This window comes from Paludibacterium denitrificans, assembly GCF_009707705.1.
Taxonomy (GTDB): Bacteria; Pseudomonadota; Gammaproteobacteria; order Burkholderiales; family Chromobacteriaceae; genus Paludibacterium_A; species Paludibacterium_A denitrificans.
On the sequence record NZ_WLYX01000001.1, the window covers coordinates 1,639,114 to 1,659,631 of the forward strand.

General features: G+C 56.5%; 20 protein-coding genes, 7 pseudogenes and 1 riboswitch. Of the genes and pseudogenes, 15 read left to right on the forward strand and 12 right to left on the reverse strand.

All coding sequences use genetic code 11. The annotated features are described in order from the left end of the window. Positions 1-169: 169 nt before the first annotated feature. The 13 genes and pseudogenes from hisG to GKE73_RS10910 all read left to right on the forward strand — a co-directional run bounded on the left by hisG (position 170) and on the right by GKE73_RS10910 (position 8,238). The gene (hisG, locus tag GKE73_RS10850; protein WP_230370035.1) at positions 170-811 is read left to right on the forward strand and encodes an ATP phosphoribosyltransferase; all 642 of its coding nucleotides are present in this window, start codon (positions 170-172) and stop codon (positions 809-811) included. Between the two features lie 16 nt (positions 812-827). Beyond that, a pseudogene (gene hisD / locus GKE73_RS10855) lies at positions 828-2,133 on the forward strand (histidinol dehydrogenase). A 194-nt stretch (positions 2,134-2,327) separates the two neighbouring features. Next, on the forward strand, positions 2,328-2,921 hold the full coding sequence (hisB, locus tag GKE73_RS10860) for an imidazoleglycerol-phosphate dehydratase HisB (RefSeq protein WP_230371467.1): 594 nt from the start codon (positions 2,328-2,330) through the stop codon (positions 2,919-2,921). Beyond that, a pseudogene (gene hisH, locus GKE73_RS10865) lies at positions 2,918-3,571 on the forward strand (imidazole glycerol phosphate synthase subunit HisH). Before hisB ends, hisH begins: the two are co-directional and overlap by 4 nt. A gap of 12 nt (positions 3,572-3,583) precedes the next feature. Next, positions 3,584-4,299: pseudogene (gene hisA / locus GKE73_RS10870) on the forward strand (1-(5-phosphoribosyl)-5-[(5-phosphoribosylamino)methylideneamino]imidazole-4-carboxamide isomerase); the annotation flags it as partial. An 89-nt stretch (positions 4,300-4,388) separates the two neighbouring features. Beyond that, on the forward strand, positions 4,389-5,156 hold the full coding sequence (hisF, locus tag GKE73_RS10875; RefSeq protein ID WP_230370036.1) for an imidazole glycerol phosphate synthase subunit HisF: 768 nt from the start codon (positions 4,389-4,391) through the stop codon (positions 5,154-5,156). Positions 5,157-5,233: 77 nt separating this feature from the next. Beyond that, positions 5,234-5,596 (forward strand): annotated as a pseudogene (gene hisI, locus GKE73_RS10880) (phosphoribosyl-AMP cyclohydrolase). A 145-nt stretch (positions 5,597-5,741) separates the two neighbouring features. Next, positions 5,742-6,068, forward strand: a complete 327-nt coding sequence (locus tag GKE73_RS10885; RefSeq protein ID WP_230370037.1) for a phosphoribosyl-ATP diphosphatase — start codon at positions 5,742-5,744, stop codon at positions 6,066-6,068. Between the two features lie 19 nt (positions 6,069-6,087). After that, entirely contained in the window at positions 6,088-6,414 is a 327-nt protein-coding gene (locus GKE73_RS10890) for a histidine triad nucleotide-binding protein (RefSeq protein ID WP_230370038.1), read from the forward strand. 51 nt (positions 6,415-6,465) lie between these two features. Next, entirely contained in the window at positions 6,466-6,672 is a 207-nt protein-coding gene (tatA, locus tag GKE73_RS10895) for a Sec-independent protein translocase subunit TatA (RefSeq protein ID WP_230370039.1), read from the forward strand. Positions 6,673-6,687: 15 nt separating this feature from the next. After that, the gene (gene tatB / locus GKE73_RS25755) at positions 6,688-7,170 is read left to right on the forward strand and encodes a Sec-independent protein translocase protein TatB (protein WP_376767336.1); all 483 of its coding nucleotides are present in this window, start codon (positions 6,688-6,690) and stop codon (positions 7,168-7,170) included. Further along, positions 7,167-7,897 (forward strand): annotated as a pseudogene (gene tatC, locus GKE73_RS10905) (twin-arginine translocase subunit TatC). The gene tatB and the pseudogene tatC overlap by 4 nt, the downstream one beginning before the upstream one ends. After that, positions 7,894-8,238: a DUF2069 domain-containing protein gene (locus GKE73_RS10910; protein ID WP_230370040.1), complete on the forward strand. Its 345-nt coding sequence runs from the start codon at positions 7,894-7,896 to the stop codon at positions 8,236-8,238. The pseudogene tatC and the gene GKE73_RS10910 overlap by 4 nt, the downstream one beginning before the upstream one ends. Positions 8,239-8,297: 59 nt before the next feature. On the opposite strand, the gene GKE73_RS10915 is transcribed toward GKE73_RS10910, so the two are convergent. From GKE73_RS10915 to GKE73_RS10965, 11 genes and pseudogenes are all read right to left on the reverse strand, one after another. Next, positions 8,298-9,590, reverse strand: coding sequence for a methyl-accepting chemotaxis protein (locus tag GKE73_RS10915; protein WP_230370041.1), 1,293 nt, complete (start codon positions 9,588-9,590; stop codon positions 8,298-8,300). 7 nt (positions 9,591-9,597) lie between these two features. Then, positions 9,598-9,930, reverse strand: coding sequence for an MCP four helix bundle domain-containing protein (locus GKE73_RS10920; RefSeq protein WP_230370042.1), 333 nt, complete (start codon positions 9,928-9,930; stop codon positions 9,598-9,600). 60 nt (positions 9,931-9,990) lie between these two features. Beyond that, on the reverse strand, positions 9,991-10,788 hold the full coding sequence (locus tag GKE73_RS10925) for a TatD family hydrolase (RefSeq protein ID WP_230370043.1): 798 nt from the start codon (positions 10,786-10,788) through the stop codon (positions 9,991-9,993). Positions 10,789-10,801: 13 nt separating this feature from the next. Then, positions 10,802-11,473, reverse strand: coding sequence for a hypothetical protein (locus GKE73_RS10930; protein WP_230370044.1), 672 nt, complete (start codon positions 11,471-11,473; stop codon positions 10,802-10,804). A gap of 186 nt (positions 11,474-11,659) precedes the next feature. Beyond that, positions 11,660-12,283, reverse strand: a complete 624-nt coding sequence (locus GKE73_RS10935) for a hypothetical protein (RefSeq protein ID WP_230370045.1) — start codon at positions 12,281-12,283, stop codon at positions 11,660-11,662. After that, a complete protein-coding gene (locus GKE73_RS10940) occupies positions 12,273-13,145 on the reverse strand; it encodes a hypothetical protein (protein WP_230370046.1) in 873 nt (290 codons plus the stop codon). The genes GKE73_RS10935 and GKE73_RS10940 overlap by 11 nt, the downstream gene beginning before the upstream one ends. Before the next feature lie 15 nt (positions 13,146-13,160). Further along, a complete protein-coding gene (locus GKE73_RS10945) occupies positions 13,161-13,811 on the reverse strand; it encodes a PilW family protein (RefSeq protein WP_230370047.1) in 651 nt (216 codons plus the stop codon). Then, positions 13,808-14,239 (reverse strand): prepilin-type N-terminal cleavage/methylation domain-containing protein, encoded by a 432-nt coding sequence (locus tag GKE73_RS10950; RefSeq protein ID WP_230370048.1) that lies wholly within the window; start codon positions 14,237-14,239, stop codon positions 13,808-13,810. Before GKE73_RS10950 ends, GKE73_RS10945 begins: the two co-directional genes overlap by 4 nt. Continuing rightward, positions 14,217-14,681, reverse strand: a complete 465-nt coding sequence (locus GKE73_RS10955; protein WP_230370049.1) for a type II secretion system protein — start codon at positions 14,679-14,681, stop codon at positions 14,217-14,219. The genes GKE73_RS10950 and GKE73_RS10955 overlap by 23 nt, the downstream gene beginning before the upstream one ends. Next, positions 14,675-14,965: a hypothetical protein gene (locus GKE73_RS10960; RefSeq protein ID WP_230371468.1), complete on the reverse strand. Its 291-nt coding sequence runs from the start codon at positions 14,963-14,965 to the stop codon at positions 14,675-14,677. The genes GKE73_RS10955 and GKE73_RS10960 overlap by 7 nt, the downstream gene beginning before the upstream one ends. A gap of 35 nt (positions 14,966-15,000) precedes the next feature. Further along, positions 15,001-15,105 (reverse strand): annotated as a pseudogene (locus GKE73_RS10965) (prepilin-type N-terminal cleavage/methylation domain-containing protein); the annotation flags it as partial. Between the two features lie 276 nt (positions 15,106-15,381). Continuing rightward, positions 15,382-15,446, forward strand: a riboswitch (Fluoride riboswitch). An 89-nt stretch (positions 15,447-15,535) separates the two neighbouring features. Here GKE73_RS10965 and GKE73_RS10970 point away from each other — a divergent pair. Further along, positions 15,536-16,810, forward strand: coding sequence for a voltage-gated chloride channel family protein (locus tag GKE73_RS10970; protein ID WP_230370050.1), 1,275 nt, complete (start codon positions 15,536-15,538; stop codon positions 16,808-16,810). Between the two features lie 105 nt (positions 16,811-16,915). Here the strand turns inward: GKE73_RS10970 and GKE73_RS25760 are convergent. Then, a pseudogene (locus tag GKE73_RS25760) lies at positions 16,916-18,319 on the reverse strand (L-serine ammonia-lyase). A gap of 1,196 nt (positions 18,320-19,515) precedes the next feature. On the opposite strand from GKE73_RS25760, the gene GKE73_RS10980 reads away from it, so the two are divergent. Next, positions 19,516-20,445 carry a J domain-containing protein gene (locus tag GKE73_RS10980; RefSeq protein WP_230370051.1) on the forward strand — a complete coding sequence of 310 codons (930 nt, stop codon included), beginning with the start codon at positions 19,516-19,518 and terminating at the stop codon, positions 20,443-20,445. Positions 20,446-20,518 lie beyond the last annotated feature (73 nt).

Sequence of the window (20,518 nt, forward strand, 5' to 3'; positions counted from 1 at the left end):
GTTTGCGTTCCGGGCAGGATGCCACGCGCGCCGGTTGTGCCTTTTTGCGCTTGCGGTTTAGCAATGGAAACGCTGGTTCAGCGTTATGTCGGCATACTGGAGCGCGAACGGCGGGCTCTGGTGGGCTGATGTGGCATTAAACGATTTCCAATTTTTCTAGAAGTAAATCATGAAGCTGACTATTGCCCTGTCCAAGGGGCGTATCTTTGAAGAAACCCTGCCACTCCCGGCCGCCGCTGGCATTACCCCGGCAGAAGACCCGGAGTCCTCCCGCAAACTGATTATTGGCACCAACCACGAAAATGTCCGGTTGGTGATTGTGCGGGCGTCGGATGTCCCCACCTATGTGCAGTACGGCGCGGCGGATTTGGGCATTGCCGGGCGCGATGTGTTGATCGAGCATGGCGGCACCGGCCTGTACCAGCCGCTGGACCTGAATATCGCCAAATGCCGGATGATGGTGGCCACCGAAAACGGTTTTGATTACGACGCAGCGGTGAAACGCGGTGCCCGTCTCAAGATCGCCACCAAATACCCCAAGATTGCGCGTGAGCATTTCGCGGCCAAAGGCGTACACGTTGACATCATCAAGCTGTATGGCTCGATGGAACTGGCCCCGCTGGTCGGTCTGGCCGATGCCATCGTCGATCTGGTGTCAACCGGCGGTACGCTGCGGGCGAACAATCTGGTCGCGGTGGAACACATCATCGACATCAGCTCGCGGCTGGTAGTGAATCAGGCAGCGCTGAAACTCAAATACGACTCCATCCAGCCGGTGCTGGAGGCGTTTGCCTCCGCCATCCCGGCGTAAGGCAACGGACCCCGTCATGCTGAAACTGTCTTCTTCCCAAGCCGATTTCGACTCCCGTCTCAAGGCGCTGCTTGCCTTTGAGACCGCGCAGAATCCGGCGATTGATGCGGCCGTGGCGGCCATTTGTGACGACGTCAAAGCCCGTGGCGATGCGGCGGTGGTGGACTATACCAACCGTTTCGACCACATGCAGGCGGCAAGCATGGCCGACCTGACGTTGTCGCGTGAGCAGTTGCAGGCCGCTTATGAGCGTCTTTCGGCCAACGTGCGCGAGGCGCTGGTGGCAGCAGGCGAACGTGTGCGTCGCTACCATGAAAAGCAGCTGGCACATTCCCTGGAGCTACGAAGACGAAGACGGCACGCTGCTGGGTCAGCAGGTGACGGCCCTGGACCGTGTCGGCATCTACGTGCCGGGCGGCAAGGCTTCCTATCCCAGCTCGGTGTTGATGAATGCCATGCTAAGCCAAAGTGGCGTGGGCGAAATCATCATGGTGGTGCCGACGCCAAGTGGCGAGCGCAATGATCTGGTGTTGGCCGCCGCCTACATTGCCGGTGTGGACAAGGTGTTTACCGTGGGCGGCGCCCAAGCGATTGCCGCGCTGGCTTACGGTACCGAGAGCATCCCGCAGGTCGACAAGATCACCGGGCCGGGCAATGCCTATGTGGCCGCCGCCAAGCGCCGGGTGTTTGGCGTGGTGGGGATCGATATGGTGGCCGGGCCATCGGAGATTCTGGTTGTGTGTGACGGTTCGACGCCTACCGACTGGATCGCCATGGACCTGTTCAGTCAAGCCGAACACGACGAGATCGCCCGAGCCATTCTGCTGTGCCCGTCGGCCGAATTCATTGCCGAAGTGGAACAAAGCATTGCCCGCCTGCTGCCGGACATGCCGCGTCGCGCCATCATCGAGGCCAGCCTGGGTAATCGCGGTGCCTTGATTCAGGTGCGTGATTTGCAGGAAGCCTGTGCCATCGCCAACTATATTGCACCGGAGCATCTGGAGCTGTCGGTGGCCGATCCGGATTCCTGCCCGGGGCAACTCAAACATGCTTAAGCGCCATCTTCATGGGGCGCTTTACCTCGGAATCGCTGGGTGACTACTGTGCTAAGCCCGAACCATGTGTTGCCAACCAGCCGCACGGCGCGTTTTGCCAGCCCGCTGGGTGTGTATGACTTCCAGAAACGTACCAGCCTGATCCGTGTCTCGCATGCCGGGGCGCAGAAACTGGGTCGTATTGCCAGCGTTTTGGCGCATGGCGAGGGGCTGACGGCACATGCGCGCGCTGCCGAACTGCGTCTGGACGACGGAAGTCAGCACTAAAATTGCTTGGGCCGGACAGGGTGCTTAAGCCATTAGCTTACACCGTTGCCTCATGCTGGGCGGTAGCCCAAAAGTTGTTTACAGGGTACGATTGGGGCCTGTTAGCCCTGCCGGGCGTGGCCGATGTGCTGAGCCGATGACCCGGACAAGAACGTCGGCGTTCCTGTCGCCCCGCAACCTATTTGTCTGAAATCATGCGTACCGCTACTGTTACCCGTAATACGCTGGAAACCCAGATCACCGTCACCATTAATCTTGATGGCAGTGGCAAAAGCCATTTTGATACCGGTGTGCCTTTTCTCGAACACATGCTGGATCAGATTGCCCGTCACGGGCTGATCGATCTGGAGATCGTGGCCAAGGGTGATCTGCATATCGATGCCCACCACACGGTGGAAGACATCGGCATTACGCTGGGGCAGGCGTTTGCCAGTGCCGTGGGCGACAAAAAAGGTATCCGCCGCTATGGCCATGCCTATGTGCCGCTGGACGAAGCGTTGTCGCGCGTGGTGATCGACCTGTCCGGGCGTCCGGGGCTGGTGTACAACGTGGCGTTTACCCGTGCCGCGATCGGCCAGTTCGACGTTGACCTGTTTGGCGAATTTTTCCATGGCTTCGTCAATCACAGCATGACCACCTTGCACATCGATAACCTACGTGGGGTCAACAGCCACCATCAGGCAGAAACCGTTTTCAAGGCGATGGGCCGTGCGCTGCGCATGGCTTGTGAGCACGATGAACGCATGGCGGGCGTGACGCCATCCACCAAAGGGACGCTGACCGCATGAAAGTCGCTGTCATCGACTATGGCATGGGTAACCTGCACTCGGTGCTGAAATCGGCGCAGTACGTCAACGATATTGGTGCCGAGATTTTCCTGAGCCGCGACCCGGAAGCCATCGTCAAGGCCGACAAGGTCATCTTCCCCGGTCAGGGCGCCATGCCGGACTGTATGCGCGAACTCAACGCCTATGGTTTGGCAGATGCCGTGCGCGAAACCACCCGCACCAAACCGTTCTTTGGTATCTGTGTGGGGGCGCAGCTGTTGTTTGAACACAGCGAAGAAGGCAACACGCCGGGCCTTGGCCTGTTTCCGGGCAATGTGGTGCGTTTTGCCGATAATCTGCGTGATGCCCATGGTGACCGGCTGAAAGTGCCGCACATGGGCTGGAATCGCGTCTATCAGGTGGCACCGCACCCGTTGTTTGCTTAAGCATCGCCGATGGCGAACGCTTCTATTTTGTTCATAGTTACCACTTCGCGCTAAGCCAACCCTGAGCTGACGTTGGCCGAAAGCGAGTACCCCGATCGGTTTTCCTGTATCGTCGGGCGTGAGAACATCTTTGCAACCCAGTTCCACACCGAAAAGAGCCACTCAGCCGGTCTTCAGATGATGAAGAATTTCCGGCCCGGGATGGCAGTGTTTAACTCCAAGTGATCTCATAGCACCATGCTGCTCATACCTGCTATCGACCTCAAGGATGGTCAATGCGTGCGCCTCAAACAGGGCGTGATGGACGATGCCACCGTTTTTTCCGATAACCCGGTGCAAGTGGCGGCCCACTGGCGTGATCAGGGTGCCCGTTAGGCTGCATCTGGTGGACCTGAACGGCGCCTTTGCTTAAGCAAGCCCAAGAACCGGCGGTAATCCGCGACATCCTGGCCGAAGTTGGTGAGGACATGCCGGTGCAGCTGGGTGGTGGCATTCGCGATCTGGATACCATCGAGAAATATCTCGACATGGGCCTGTCCTACGTCATCATCGGTACCGCCGCGGTGAAAACCCCCGGCTTCCTGCACGACGCCTGTGATGCTTTCCCCGGTCAGGTGATCGTCGGTCTGGATGCCAAGGATGGCATGGTGGCGATTGATGGCTGGGCCAAAATCACCAACCACAAGGTGGTGGATCTGGCCAAGCGTTTTGAAGACTATGGCGTCAACTCCGTCATTTACACCGATATCGGCCGTGACGGCATGATGTCTGGCGTCAACATTGACGCCACGGTGACGCTGGCGCAGGCGCTGACAATCCCGGTCATCGCCTCCGGTGGCCTGACCAATCTGGATGACGTGCGCCAGCTGTGCGCCGTCGAGGCGGAAGGTGTGGCCGGTGCTATTACCGGCCGCGCCATCTACGAAGGCAGCATTGATTTTGCCGCCGCACAAACCCGGCCGACGAACTGTCCGAGGTTTGATTCCACAACCCTCAAGGTTGGCCGAACAGCGTTTCGGCCAACCTTTTTCTGTTTTCTGACATGACTCTGGCTAAACGCATCATCCCTTGTCTCGACGTGACCGCCGGTCGCGTGGTGAAAGGCGTCAACTTTGTCGGCCTGCGCGATGCCGGTGACCCGGTGGAAATTGCCCGGCGTTACAACGAGCAGGGCGCCGATGAGCTGACTTTTCTCGACATCACCGCCAGTTCCGACGCGCGCGACATCATCTTGCACGTGATCGAATCGGTGGCCGAGCAGGTATTCATCCCGCTGACGGTGGGTGGCGGCGTGCGCAAGGTGGAGGATATTCGCCGTCTGCTGAATGCCGGGGCCGACAAGGTCAGCATCAATACGGCGGCCGTGACCAATCCTGATCTGGTCAAGGAAGCGGCCGACAAGTTTGGCAGCCAGTGCATTGTCGTCGCGGTGGACGCCAAGGCGGTCACGCCGGAAAACGATCGCTGGGAAGTGTTCACCCACGGCGGGCGTAACCGCACCGGCATTGATGCCGTCGAGTGGGCGCAGAAGATGCAGGAGCTGGGGGCGGGTGAGATCCTGCTGACCAGCATGGACCGTGATGGCACCAAGATCGGCTTCAACCTGCCGCTCACCCGTGCCGTTTCCGAAGCCGTTGGCATTCCGGTGATCGCCTCTGGTGGTGTTGGCAACCTGCAGCACTTGGTGGACGGGGTCAAGGAAGGCAAGGCCGATGCCGTGCTGGCGGCCAGTATTTTCCACTTTGGTGAATACACGGTGCGTCAGGCCAAAGAAGCCATGCGCGACGCCGGTATCGAAGTACGCTTGTAACGGTTGATTGCGCCGTGTCGGCGGCGTGGCGATGACCAGGGATGGATGAATGAATTGGCTTGATGAAGTGAAATGGGATAGCCTTAAGCTTGGTTCCGGCCATTGCGCAGGACGCCAGCAGCGGCCGCGTGTTGATGGTGGCCTGGATGGATCGCGAGGCGCTGGAAAAAACCGCTGAAACCGGTTTTGCCCATTATTTTTCCCGTTCACGCGGGCGCCAGTGGCAAAAAGGCGAAGAATCCGGCCATGTGCAAAAGGTCTCGGAGCTGCGCCCTGGACTGCGACGGCGACGTGATCGTCATGCAGATCGAACAAGTGGGCGGCATTGCCTGTCATACCGGACGGGAGAGCTGCTTTTATCGTAGTTACTGGAACAAGGCCAGTGGCGTACTGTGGATGCTGTACTCAAGGACCCGTCCGACATTTACCACACACATTGAATTGAGAACCGTCAACGCAGGAGTGGGGAAGCACGTTAAAATGGCCACCGGTATGCATGGCCCGTGCTATGGTGCCACCATCGGCGGCTGACGCCTGCTGTAATTGCCCTATATTTCAGTGGCTTGACGGCCAGAAGGATTAATCATGACACCTGATGTGCTCAAAACTCTTGCCGATACGCTGGAAGCCCGACGTGAGGCCAGCCCGCATTCGTCTTATGTGGCGTCGCTGTTTCACAAGGGTGAAGATGCCATTCTGAAAAAAGTGGCTGAAGAAGCCGCTGAAACCATCATGGCCTCCAAGGACAAGGACAAACTGCATCTGGTGCGGGAAACCGCCGACTTGTGGTTCCACTCGATGGTTCTGCTGGCGTTCCATGGCCTGCGTCCGGAAGACGTGATCATGGAGCTGCACCGCCGTGAGGGCATTTCCGGTATCGATGAAAAAGCCTCCCGTCCGACTGCGGACTGATCTACGGGACGTACTAAAGATGAGTGATTGCATTTTTTGCAAGATCGCCGCGGGCGAAATTCCGGCCAACAAGGTGTACGAAGACGAGCACGTGTTTGCTTTTCACGACATTCGGCCAATCGCCCCGGTACATTTCCTGATCATTCCCAAGCAGCACGTCGAGTCGCTGGCGCACTGCGGCCCGCAAGACGAAGCCATGCTGGGCAAGATCATGGGACTGGTCCCGCGTTTGGCCAAGGAACAGGGCTTGGGGCACGGTTTCAAGACCGGCATCAACACCGGCAAGGGCGGCGGTCAGGAAGTGTTCCACCTGCACGTCCATGTCTTCGGCCATCAGGCCGATTGACCGATTCGCGGGCCATGGTGCCCATGAACGTATCAAGCAAAGGAAGTTAGCATGGGTTCTTTCAGCATCTGGCATTGGCTGATTGTTCTGGTGGTGGTGGCCATGATCTTTGGCACCAAGAAGCTGCGTAACATCGGTGAAGATCTGGGTAGCGCGGTCAAAGGCTTCAAGGACGGCATGAAGGGTGAAACCGAAAAGCCGCAAGACAAGCCAGCGGAAAACGGTCGCATCATCGACGTCGATCACGACAAGAAATAAGCCACAGGTTACCGCGTGTTTGAAATCAGCTTTGGCGAATTGCTCCTGATCGGTGTCGTGGCGCTGGTCGTGCTGGGGCCGGAACGTCTGCCGACGGTGGCCCGTACGTTAGGCGCTCTGGTGGGGCGCGCGCAGCGCTTTGTCGCCAGCGTCAAGGCCGACATCAGCCAGCAAGCCAATCTGCAAGGGCTGGAGTCGTTGCGTAGCGATATTCAGGAGGTGGCAACCAGTTTCAAGACCCAGCTGGAAGGCGAAGTACACGAAGTGCGCGAGGCCATGGTGCAAAATGCCATGACGACAGCGCCAGCCACCAGCCCGACCGCAGAAGCTGCTGTGGCAGCACCTCAGCCCGAGCCGTTGCCTGAGGCGGTGGATGTTGCCATCGCTGGCGACACGTTGGCCGAAACGCCTGCGCCGGGCAAAGACGACAATCAGCTGGATCTGTTTGATTCCCCGGCATCCACTGCCACAACGCCTCCGGTTCCTCCCCGCGCATGAATGAACAACCCTTGCTGGAGCACCTGATCGAGTTGCGTACCCGGCTGGTGCGCGCCCGGCGGGCATGATCATTGTGTTCCTCGCCCTGTTCCACTGGTCGGGCGATATTTATCATTTGCTTGCCAAACCGCTGCTGGATGCCCTCCCCAAGGGCACCAACATGATTGCCACCGATGTTACCGCGCCGTTTTTTGTGCCGGTCAAGGTGACGATGCTGGTGGCGTTCCTGATTTCCTTACCCAATAGCCTGTATCAAATCTGGGCGTTTGTTGCTCCCGGCCTGTATCAGCATGAAAAAAGGCTGATCTTGCCGCTGGTGGTGTCCAGCGTGCTGTTGTTCATCACCGGCATGGCCTTTGCCTATTTTCTGGTGTTTCCAGTGGTGTTTGGTTTCATGTCGGCGGTGACGCCGTCTGGCGTCAGCATGATGACCGATATCGACAAATACCTGTCGTTTGTCCTCGGCATGTTTGTCGCCTTTGGCATGACCTTCGAGGTACCGGTGGTGGTGATCTTGCTGGTGCGCATGGGCGTGGTTTCCATCGAAAAACTGCGTCAGGCGCGGCCGTATGTGATTGTCGGTTCCTTTGTAGTGGCTGCCATCGTGACGCCGCCCGATGTGTTGTCGCAAATCATGCTGGCCGTGCCGCTCTGGCTGTTGTACGAGTGCGGCGTTTTCACGGCGGCCTTGCTTGGCCGTTCAGCATCACGAATTGAGTCTAAATGAGTCGAAAACTGTTTCATTACGGTGCCGTTGCCAGCCTGATTGCCCTGATTCTGCTGACCTTGCTGTGGGAGCTATGGCTGGCGCCGCTGCGGCCGGGTGGTTCCCTGATGGCGCTCAAGGCGGTGGTGTTGTTGGCGCCGTTGATGGGTATCCTCAAGGAGCGTGTTTACACCTATCAATGGTCCAGCATGTTCATTTTGGCGTTCTTCATGGAAGGCGTGATGCGGACTTGGGCCGACCATGGTCTGTCGCACTGGTTGGCGGCGGGCGAAATCGCGCTGACGACCTTGTTCTTTGTCTGCGTGTTGGGATTTGTTCGTTCGTTCCGTCAGGCCGCCTGATTCTCGTAGCCATGAAAAAACCCGCCAATGGCGGGTTTTTTGTTGTCTGGCTGTGACGTTCAGGTGCGGAAACGATTCAGGCTGTTATCCAGTTCCGATGACAGTTGTTTCAACTGTTGCACCAGCTCGCCGGTTTGCTGGATGGCCGAATGGGTATCAACACTCATCTGGCTGATACGTTCCATGTTTTGGGCGACGCCATGGCTGGACTGGTTTTGTTGCTGCATGGCCTGTGCCATATCCACCACCTTGGCCATTGAGTGGCGTGACAGTTCGCTAAGTGCCCGCAAGGCCTCGGCTACCTGTTGCGTGCTGTGTACGCCAGTGTCTATGCGGCCATTGGCTTGTTGCATGCTCTGATACGCTTGCTGGGTTTCATCCTGTACATCCTGAATGCGCGAGGCGATTTCTGTCGTGGCCTTGCTGGTCCGTTCGGCCAACTTACGCACCTCATCGGCTACCACGGCAAACCCACGCCCTGCTTCTCCGGCGCGAGCGGCTTCAATGGCGGCATTGAGCGCCAGCAGATTGGTCTGGTCAGCGATATCGTGGATCACCTTGACGATGTCGCCAATTTCACTGGAGCGCTGGTTCAGTTGGCCGATAGCCTGCGAGGTTTCTGCCAGGCTGGCGGCAATTTGCTGGATTTCGCCAGCGGCCTTACCGGCCAGCTCGGCACCATGGGTTGCATCCTGCATCGCATCGCGCACTTGGCTTTCCACGTTCTGGGCGGTGTCTGCCATGGTGTGCAGACTGCTGCTCATGTCCTGAATGGCGTGTGTGCTGGTGGCGGCTGCTTGTGCCTGCTGCTCCGCCGCGGTGGCCACCTGACCGTTAAGGCGGGTGAGCTGGTCGGTGGCTTGTACCAGACGGGCTGAATGGCCATGCGATTCGTGCACCAGCGAGCGCACGGTATCCACCAGCGTGGCAAGTGAATGACCCATGCTGCCCAGCTCATTGCGGCCATAGTCGGGGATCGACAACGTCAGGTCGCGGGTTTCGGCCAACCTCTGGCTGGTGGCCCGCATGTTGGAGAGCGGTGCCTGGATGGAACGGGTGATCCAGCTTGCCAGTGCCAGGCTGGCCAGTAGTGCCAGAATGCCACTGAGCCACAGCTCGTGTTCAACCTGGCTCGAGGCCTCATCGATCTGCGTTTGCAGATGTTGAATGGCCTGATTGCCCGCCTTGAGCAGATCCTTGAGCACGGTTTCCATGTGATGCACGTGCTCCTTGTAACTATTCAAGGCCGTATTGGCCTCGGCGGTAGAGGTAATCCGGCCGCTTTCCACTTGCGACGATACGGCATTAAAGCCAGCGCTGTAGCGTGCCAGCAGCAATTTCAGCTCGGTCATTTGCTGGTTAAGCAGTGCCCGTCAGAGTATGTTGCTGTGCCTCGTCCAGTGCCTGTTGTGCCTGCGTCAGGGTGTGCTGCCATTTGCGCAGATACTCCGCGCGTTTATCCGGGCTGGCGATGTTGATGAAATAGTCTTTTTCGTAACGGCGCAGATTGCTGACGTGGGTTTGCAGCTCGACGGTATGGCTGAAGAACGCCAGATCCTGCGACACCACTCTGGTGACGCGCTGATCAATATGGTTAAGCCCGAACTGGGCAATACCGCCGGTAATGGCCAAGGCGGCGATGATCAGGGCGAAGCCGAGGGTGATTCGTGCCGCGATCGAGAGGTTACGCATGATGGGGTCCGTGGTAGGTGACCGCGATATTTAAATACGGTCTTTATAATTGAAGCGAAATTATCGACCAGTCAGCTGCAATGCTTCAAGAGTGTTACAGTATGTCGCGTGACAAATTACGTCCAATGGCAGCTGCCGCCAGTCAGCCAATAACTGGGCAAATCGCCGCAGATTGGCCGGTTCATTCGGTTGTTGCTGTGCCCGGCTTAGCCGGATGTCCGGCGCGTCGGTTTCCAGCACGATGCTGGTGAGCGGCAAGTTGACGGCCAACTGTTGCAGGCGGGTGGAGCCACGGTAAGTCATCGCCCCGCCAAAGCCCAGTTTGAAGCCCAGCTTGATAAAGGCATCGGCTTGTTGACGACTGCCATTGAACGCGTGGGCAATGCCGCCCGACACCGGAATCTGGCGCAGGTATTTGAGAATACGGTCCTGAGCGCGGCGCACGTGCAGCAGTACCGGCAGATCGTAGCGGCGCGCCAGTTTCAGTTGTTCCACAAACAGGGCCTCCTGCCGCACCGGATCCAGCTCCGGCAGATAGAAATCGAGACCAATCTCGCCAACCGCCACCGGCGCGTGTTCGGCCAACCTGTGTTCCAGTTCGGCTAGATGATCATCCAGATGGTATTCAATATAGATGGGGTGCAGGCCAAACGCCAGCCAGCAACCGTAGCGTTCACGCATCTGCAAGGTGCTGGCAAAGTTGCTTTGCGCTACCGCCGGGACCACGATCTGGCCGATACCGGCCGCCTGTGCGCGTGCCACTACGGCATCGCGCTCGCCATCAAATTCAGCGGCGTCCAGATGGCAGTGCGAGTCGATCAGGCTCGGCACCTCCAACCGGCTGGCAAATGCTGTCATGGCATTTGCCACGTTACCCCCAGCAGGGTCTGCCAACCTGCCTGATGGGAGCCATGGGTTTCCGCTGCCCAGCGGCTGCGCCCGCATCCAGCGACCATTCACGATTCAGCGGGTGCGACGCGACCAGCATCAGGTTTGCCTGTTCCAGTTGCCAATGCGAGTTGGCCACCTCATGCCCCAGACTGTAGCGCCGTTGCGTATCGGCCTCGCTTGCCCAGCCCAGCAGTTCGATTTTCTGGCCATGCCACGTGGTTAGCGGCCACTCCAGATTCAGCACCATCATTTTGCCGGGAGCCGTATTGCCAACGCGCTTTGCCAGACCTACCGAAAGCGAGCCGTTGTTGGGCAGGTCCACGCCGTAGCGCGCCAGCGCCATGTTGTGCGACGAACTGCTGCCCAAGCTCCAGATCGGTTCATTGGCCAGGCTAAGCGAAACCCAGCCTGCCGGAGCCGGGATGGCCCAACCGGCTTCACCATCCTGCAGGAAAAAGCTGCCAATAGCCGTATCGTGGCGGGCATCGATTGAGGCCTGCAGGCGCGAAGAGGCACCCGAGGCAGTTTGCCGGGTCATCACATCAACGCTGGCCGACAGGCTGGATTCTGCTCCGGCGTGGGCCGACAGCAACGCGCCCAGCATCAGCAGCATTGCCTGTCGACTTGGCAGCAAACTCAGGTACGGCTTCACGGCAACTCCCGGTGTGGATGTGTCGCTGCATTGTTATCCCGCCGCGAGCCAAGAGCAAGCGCTGCGACGGTAAGTGGTGGTAATAAAAATCCCGCGCCTATTACGGGCGCGGGAGGGTGGATGAGAACAAGTTTGCGCAACCAAATATCAAAGCATTATCAGAGTTAAACCCAGCTAATACTCGGCTTATAAATATTTGGCAAACTTTAATGAGAAAACAGTGGTTGGTACGGTACCAGCTCCAGCCGTAGCATTAGCCGAGAATATTTTGATATTACCGTTCATCTCTGTCACGACATTCGGATTGGTTACCACCAAATCGCCGGTAATGGAAATGGCGCCATTACCTGTTACCTTGCCGGATGGCGAGCCCGTGCCTCCTCGCGCAGTATTAGCAATAATATTCCCATAATAGCTGGTGGGGGTGACTGTGTTGCCAGTCGTTTTGTTCCCGTTAATTGTCATGTTCCCGCCGCTATAGAAAAGAATATTGCCAATTGATGAGTTCTGTACGGTTGTAGAATTTGGGAAGCAGCTTTGTTGTTGCAGATATAGCAGATAAGTCAAATACCAGTAATTATAGGTATTGCCATACGAGGTACAAGCGGCACTAACCTGCGTGCTGGGTGGCTGGCTGCATAACTGATTCGGAATATTTACGCCAGTGCGATTACACGTTAAGTCCAGAGATTTTGTCGGCGGCAAGGGTGTGGGTGTTTGCGGCGTCGCTGTCGAGTAACGGTAGTACTCAAAATTTGGCGCATAGTAAGTATTTGGCGTGGTCGAATTATTGCCATCATCAGTAACCATTGTCCCCGTAGCGATGACGGTGTTGACGAAGTTTGCGCCAAATTGCTTGATAATGACATTGCCGTCGAAATAGAGTACGCTTAACAGGCGGTGTTCCGGTAATTGTCCAAGTGCCAATATTATTGGTTGTATCGTAGCTGTAGGTATACCAATTGCTGGCCGGGCAGGTATTGCTGCTCAGGAGTTGGGCACTGCAGGCACTACTATAGGTGCCACTGGTATTGGCAGAGGTAAAAATGTAGTTGGCCAGTGGTTTCAGTGTTACCGGTTCCGGATAAGAGAAATCGCTAATGCCATAAAACTGGATGATGGCCGATACATTAGGATTACTTTCCAGTGACGAGATGGTATCGCCACCACTACCAACACCAATACTCACGGCAGTGGTTGCCGTGAGGGTGGCATTGCCTTGCATGTTCAATCCACCGGCAAAGATGGTTCCCGGCAGGGCAGTGGTTCCTAATGCACCTGAGAAAACCGTTCTGACGGTGCTTTTTGCATTGCCACTTTGGCCTGTTACATCAAAGCAATAGTTTCCTGCCGGACACGATGTTGTCTTGTTAATGGTGATTCCATTAATTGATGACAAGGTAATGGAGTTGATGGCGCTGATTGTTGGTTCCGGGCTGCCTTGCAAGAATTTGCTCAAGGCTTGCACTCCTGTCCACGCTTTTATTTCAGCTTGGGTTTGGGCGTGAGACGTCATCTGGGCATCTTGTGCACCACGAATGTAGTGCATAACCCCCATGGTAATGGCGGTGAGCGATAGCCCGGTGAGCAAAACGATCAACAGCGTGGCAAAACCCTGTTGCTGACGGAATGAAGTGGTGGCTGGCCAAAACCGGATGCGTGGTGTTGTCATGATGTCCGGCCTTTACTAATGGAAGTTGACCAAGCAGGTGGTGGAGCGCACTACCTGATTCCCGGCATAACCCGTGGTGTTCAGCGTCACGGTATAGCCACCAGACGCATACGTTGCGCCACTGGCCGTAATGCCAAAAGGCGTACAGTTTTGCTGGCTGACGGCGATAGTGGTGCTGGCCGCCGTTGGGGCACTGGGAATGGTGGGCGAGGGGGCGCTAATCAATACCGCCTGCGATGCCGAACCAGAAGATGGCAATGCTGGCGGCGATGAGCAGCTATAGCCGCCCGAGGCGGTACTACCGTAATAAAACAGCAGATTGGCTCCGCTGGCAGTCAGAGCCTGACAGTGTGTGTTATCGCCATAGTTCCAGATCACACCTTGCAAATTGGTGCCCGAGGCCAGTGTTGAAACCACGCCGGTAGAGCTGATGGTCCGGGCGGAGGCATTGCCATAGCCAGCGCCTTGCAAGAAGCGATCGGCTGTCAGCAAGCCCACGGCAATCTGGCCATCGATATTGGCGCCCAGTTTGCTTTCGGCCGTGGTTTTGGCGGTGCTTTTGTATACCGATAACATCGCCATGACCGTGATCAGCGCCAAGACCATGCCAACCATCAGCTCAATGATGGATAGCCCGCGTTGCTGGTGGTAGCTAGGAGTTTTCATTGTTGTGACGAGTCAATCTTGATTTGGCCACCAAACAACTGGTTGGCGGTGTTATCCCCTGAGACCGTGCTGACACTGGGAACGCTCACGGTCACTGATCCAGACGCAATTGTCGTACCGGACGCGCTTTGTGCCGTCAGCGTTGCGGCACTGGCTTGCAACACGCATGGCGTACTGACCGTGGATGAGGCAATACTGATGTTGGCCGAAGCCGCACAGGTGGTCGTTTGCAGGTTGAAGCGCATCTGACCAACCGCCGGGTTCTGGCTATTCATGTAACGCTGGGCGACGGAAGCACGTCCGGATACGTAAGCCAACCCGATGCCCAGAATCGCCATGATGATGAGCGTGATCAGGGCTTCCAGCAGGCTCATGCCCTGTTGATGCTGTAAGGTTGGCCGAACGCTAATGCAAGGTGCCGGATGCATTGGTGCCTCCGTTGGCGGAAACGGTATAAGAAAGACTGCTGGTGCTCATGCCATTGTTGTCCAAGTTCAATTGCGATGTGCTTGGGCAGGTGCTGGCGGCAGGCGTGCAAAGGCTGGTATCCGTCGCTGCATTGCCCGACCAGATCGGGGTAGTGCTGGGGGTCGTACAATTGGCCGCGCCCTGATATACCTTGAGCGTGTTGCCGTTGGTAATGCATAAGGTGGCCGCGGTTGTCGGTGCCGTGACGCCAGCCGGATTACGCAGTGCCAAGGCTCGCGTTCGCTCATAGGCCTGCAATAGCTGGCTTTCGGCCTGTGCGATGTGGGCATTTGCCACCCACGCCCGGCCCAATGGGGCGCCAACCAGCAACAGCAACGCCATGATGGCCAGCGTGACCATCATTTCGATCAGCGTAAAGCCTGCCTTCGGTCGTTTTACCATGATGTCAACCCGCCGCAGGCACTGCCTCCAGAGATGGTTCGCGTATTGGTGTTGTCCGTGGTCAGCACGCACGTGGCGTTGACGCCGGTTCCGGTAGCAGTGAGGGTATAACTGGAGGATGCCACACTTACTGTGTAACCAAAAAACGCACTCTGCGATGGTGCCCACGGTTGGGTGGTGGTGCCGGAGGCAACATAGCTGGTGGCGGATGTTCCCGATGCGGCTGTTGGATATTGCAGGGTGCGCTGGTAAGTATTCTCCAGCGACAAGCTGAGGGCGACCAGATCGGCCCCGGCCGCTTGGGCATGGCTACGTTTTACATAGTTCTGATATGCTTAAGCAGGGCAATGGCTGCAAGGATTGCCACGATGGCAACGGTGATCATCATTTCGATCAGGGTGAAGCCGCGATAATGTGCTTTCATGGTGTTCCGCTGTCTCCCGTGAGGTCTCTGTGGGTATTGTGTCATGCTTATCACTCTTGGGGCCGATTGGGCGCATAACGCGCCTTCTGTTATGCCAGACAGTCAATCATCTCATTCAAATATAGCATTGGTATTTCGCAATAGTCTGGCCAAGCATGATTTTTGTCTAACATTATGGCTCTCCGGTGCTTCGGTAGCGGGTTTGATGGGGCCGATGTCGACAATATTGCACCATCGTTTGGCAAAATTGGCTTGTACGTGAGATAGCAGGTAAAATTCGCGGCAGGAGATGGCATGCCTCCTCACTAACCGCCCTTGGGGCTGATGATGCCTACACGGATTCCCTGGATACACAGGGGGTGTAGCGCACTGCTGTCAGCCTGTTACGTGTCTAGGTTTGTTTCTCAAAACACCATAACACCGGACACGCATGAAACCTTCCAAATCGCTTGAGCCAATCGAGTTGTTGCCCTACATCGGCAAATGGCTGTTGCTTGCCAGTGCTGTCGCGATTCTTGTCGGCTCTGCTTCGGCTTTCTTTCTTTTTGCGCTGGATTGGGCCACGACGACCCGGGTCGCTCACCGCTGGCTTATCTGGCTGCTTCCCATGGCTGGCTTTGCCGTTGGCTGGCTTTATTTGCGTTTCGGCCAACAAGTGGAGGCGGGCAATAATCTGCTGATCGACGAAATCCATGATCCTAAAAAGATCATTCCATTGCGCATGGCGCCGCTGGTGTTGGGCGGTACCGTACTGTCCCACCTGTTTGGTGCATCGGTAGGGCGTGAGGGCACGGCGGTGCAGATGGGCGGGGCGTTGGCGGATCAACTGACCCATGTTTTGCGGCTAAAACACGAGGATCGCCGCATTATCCTGATGGCGGGTATCAGTGCCGGTTTCGCATCGGTATTCGGCACACCATTAGCCGGTGCCATCTTCGGGCTGGAAGTTCTCGCCATCGGTCGTTTGCGTTATGACGCGATTTTGGCCTGTACGGTGGCGGCCATCATCGCCGATCAGGTCAGCCTGTTGTGGGGCGTGCGGCATATCCACTACGCCATTCCTTATGTGCCGCCGGTCGCTCTTTGGCCGTTGCTGGTGATGGTGATAGCGGGAGCGCTGTTTGGCGTGACCGGCAAAGTATTTGCTGAGTCAACACATCGCCTGAGCGGCTGGGTAAAGGCACGGGTTTCCTACGCTCCGCTGCGGCCATTGTTGGGTGGTATCGTGATTGCGACAACCGTCTGGTTTATGGGCGCAGACCGCTACATCGGCTTGGGCATTCCTACCATTGTGGCCGCGTTTCAGCAGCCGCTAGCGCCCTATGATTTTGCTGGCAAGATGTTGTTTACCGTTGCTTCGCTGGGCAGCGGTTTCAAGGGCGGCGAGGTGACGCCGTTGTTCTACATCGGCGCCACGCTGGGTAATGCGCTGGCACCGCTACTGGCCATGCCAGTGCCTTTGCTGGCGGGCGTCGGATTTGTGGCGGTATTTGCCGGAGCGGCGAATACGCCAATTGCCTCAATCCTGATGGCGCTGGAATTATTTGGCCCCAACGTTGGGGTCTACGCCGCCATTGCCTGTGTGGTCAGCTATCTGTTTTCCGGGCACTCCGGCATTTATCGCTCACAGCGCATCGGTCAGGCAAAACATCGTGGTACCCCCGAGGGTATCAAATTAAGTGAACTGCCTGCTTACCGTAAGTAATCGGAACAGGTAGCGATGTCCTCTGATCGTCCAAGAGTTGATAGCTTCCCAATCCGGTAAGTTGGACCAGTAATTCGGATTTGAAATGACGGCGTAACGGCTGGCTCAGCACTCCACCACGTTGACCGGTACTTCGATCACATTGATGGCCGGGCCGCCTCGCGCCGTTTCCTTGTATTTGGTGCTCATTTCGCGCCCGGTATCACGCATGGTCTTGATGACACGGTCCAACGAGACATAGTGCTGACCATCACCGCGCAATGCCATGCGTGCAGCATTGATCGCCTTGACGGCCGCCATGGCGTTACGCTCAATACAAGGGACTTGAACCAGCCCTCCTACCGGGTCGCAGGTCAGCCCAAGATTGTGTTCCATGCCGATTTCGGCGGCGTTCTCCACTTGCTCGGGTGTTCCTCCCAGTACTTCTGCCAGTGCACCGGCCGCCATCGAACAGGCGGAACCGACCTCGCCTTGGCAGCCGACCTCCGCCCCGGAGATGGAGGCATTCAGCTTGAACAGGATGCCGATGGCTCCAGCCGTCAGCAAATAGCGCACAATCCCATCTTCATTGGCGCCGGGGACAAAGCGCGCATAGTAATGCATGACTGCCGGAATGATGTTAGCCGGGCACCATTGGTAGGCGCGGTCACTACACGACCACCGGCGGCGTTTTCCTCATTTACGGCTAACGCGTACAGGTTGACCCAGTCGATCACCGTCAATGGATCGCGGAGCGATGCCTCGGGCGTTGCCAGTAGTTTTTGATACAGGCCGGGCGCTCGTCGTTTCACTTTCATGCCACCCGGTAGTATGCCTTCACGTTCGCAGCCTTTCTTCACACAGCCCTGCATAACCGCCCAGATGTTGAGCAGATCGCGACGAATCTCTGCCTCGGTCCGCCACGACAGCTCGTTTTCCAGCATGATCTGGCTGATGGATTTACCTTGTTGTTGGCACAGCGCCAGCAATTCGGCGGCATTGCTGAACGGATGTGTCAGCTGGGTAACGCCGAGGAGGCGTGAAGCCTGCTGCGATGGCGGCTTCATCCACGACGAAGCCGCCACCTACTGAATAGTAGGTGCGCATCGACAGTATATTGCCTGCGCTATCGTAGGCTTTGAAGATCATGCCGTTGGGGTGATAGGGCAGTGATTTTCGCTTGAGCAGGATCAGGTCATTGTTTTCATCAAACGCAATATCGTGCTGGCCCAATACCTTGATTCGTTTCCCGTTCCGGATATCGGTCAGTTTCTGCGGGACGGTATCTGTATCAACCTTGTCTGGTAGTTCACCAATCAGTCCCAGTAGCACGGCGCCATCGGAACCGTGTCCCTTGCCGGTTGCCCCGAGTGAACCGTACATTTCGCTGCGGATGCGGCTCACGGTATTCAGCAGGCCATCTTTTGCCAAACGCGAAACAAACTGGTGTGCCGCACGCATCGGCCCGACGGTATGGGAGCTGGAAGGGCCAATGCCGATCTTGAATAGGTCGAAAACACTGATAGCCATAGTGGTCGCTTGTCTTAAGCTGCAGCAGGTAAACGGGGTAGTTGAGTCAGGATAACATCAAATAACGCAACCTCCGTCATGCGATTTGATCGCGCTGTTGTGCGCTATCGGCCGTGCCTGTGAAGGGTAAAAATAGCCTGAGCTTCAACCGCTTGCCGAGGGGGCGTCATGGTTGGCCGAACAGTGTTTTGACCGGCGTTTTTTTGTAATGTGTGGCTAACGAACGGATATCGGCGATGGAAACCTGACCAGAAGAGGGCAATGCTTCACCGACGCTGTGGTTCCAAAAGATATGTGCTTGAACGGGCGGTGCGCATTAAGTGCTGAAGGACGCTTTGTGTGCAGCGGAGAAAAAGTACACAAAAAGGCTGGATGTTGCCGCACTTAGTTGGACGCTACAGGACAACGAAAAACCCGCAAAGCCTTGTGCTGTGCGGGTTTTATGGATGTTCTTGGACTACTTTGGACTTGCTGGTGGTGCCGGGGACTCTATCGAATTATTCGCTGTAAGCCTTATGGAATAAGGACTCTTGCACTGTGATTTTCAAAAAGGTACACAAAAAGGTACACACTTAAGCGCCACTGGTGGCTGGCGTTTGCTTAATCAAGATGCGTCGTAGTCTGCACGAGTCCCCTCCAAGCAGCCAGGGCAAATGATCAATCGTTGGTGGCATATCCTCTCAATCTGGAAAGCGAATGCCAGCCCGGATGACAAAAATTTCAACCCAACCCCTTTTCTCCTCATCCTGCCAAGGTTTAGACCCCCCCCCTATGAATTTTCAGAAAAAAAAGACAGCCATTTAGGCACGCGGTACTTGGCATGGCTCATGGCCTAAGGAATACACCCCCATACCCGTCCTGCCATCCATCCTCCCCCATGGCGACGGCTGACGTTTGCTCACTCGCCCGGCACCGGCAATCCATCGCGCTGCATGGCATACCGTTCATGCTTGACGGCACCCCGGCATCCCTTCAAAAAATGGTAGTGACGGTAGTAACATAGTGACGAATGATGTAACACGATGAATGTAAACAATATTACTGTCGTCACCACGTAGTGACATTTTGGGGTGTCACTATGGTGACGTGGTTAGACAGGGCAAAAATGGCACGAACGGGCACAGGGGACTCAGCCGATCACGACACAACAAGTGCTATGCTATAAGCATTCTATACAGCGTTTTTCGGTTTACCCGATGCCCAAGATTTTTACCCACTACGATAATTTGAAGGTATCCCGTGACGCCCCTCAAGAAGTGATTGAGGCCGCGTTCCGGTCGTTGGAACAGAAGTACGCGCCCTCAAAATTCCAAGGTAGCCGGGAGGTCGCAGAACGAATGCTTCTGATTCGGCGGGCTTACGAGGTGCTATCTGACCCAGAGTTACGTCAGGAGCACGATGCGTGGATTAGACGAGAGGAACGAACGTTAGCAGAGGCTGAGGCTCATCACGCTGCCGGGCAGGCAAGAAACCTTTCACAAAGTCAGCCGACTGAGATCAAACGGGCCATGCCACGGCGGAACAACAACTCGCCACTTAGATTGTTCAAACGAAATTTTGCTGAACATTGGCATTATTACGCTATGGCACTAGGGCTAGGCTATGTCGTGCTAGCCAATTTCACAGGGGTTATGCCCAGCTGGACCGATACGCCCGCCTACAGCCAGCAGCCGTTGCAGGCATTCAAACAACAACCGGCACCTGTCATCCACTATCAACGCCCAGTGTCTACGCCGTATGGCTACCCATGGCCCAAAGAGGCTGATTATCTGGCAGGAAGCACGCAACTTAACCAGTCTGGTCTGTCATCGGTAACAGTGGACAATACGCTTTCCGCTAACGACTATCACGTAAAGCTGGTGTATCTCGATGCACCACAGGCTTACCCTGTTCGGGACATGTATATCCCGGCACATGCCATGTTCAAGGTGGAACGGATTAATGCCGGGCACTATGACTTGCGGTATAGAAACCTTGATACAGGGGAACTCGTGCGCTCGGACCCGCTTACCTTGTACGAAACCTATGTCGATTCCACCCGTACATTTCAGAACCTGAAAGTCACGTTGTATAGCGTTGCACATGGAAATATGCAGACGCACCCGATCAGAGAAAAAGAGTTCTAACCATCGAATGCTTGTAGGTAGTGCCGCGTATGCAGCAGGTTTGGTATGTGCCCCCGAGCGACCGACACCCGCA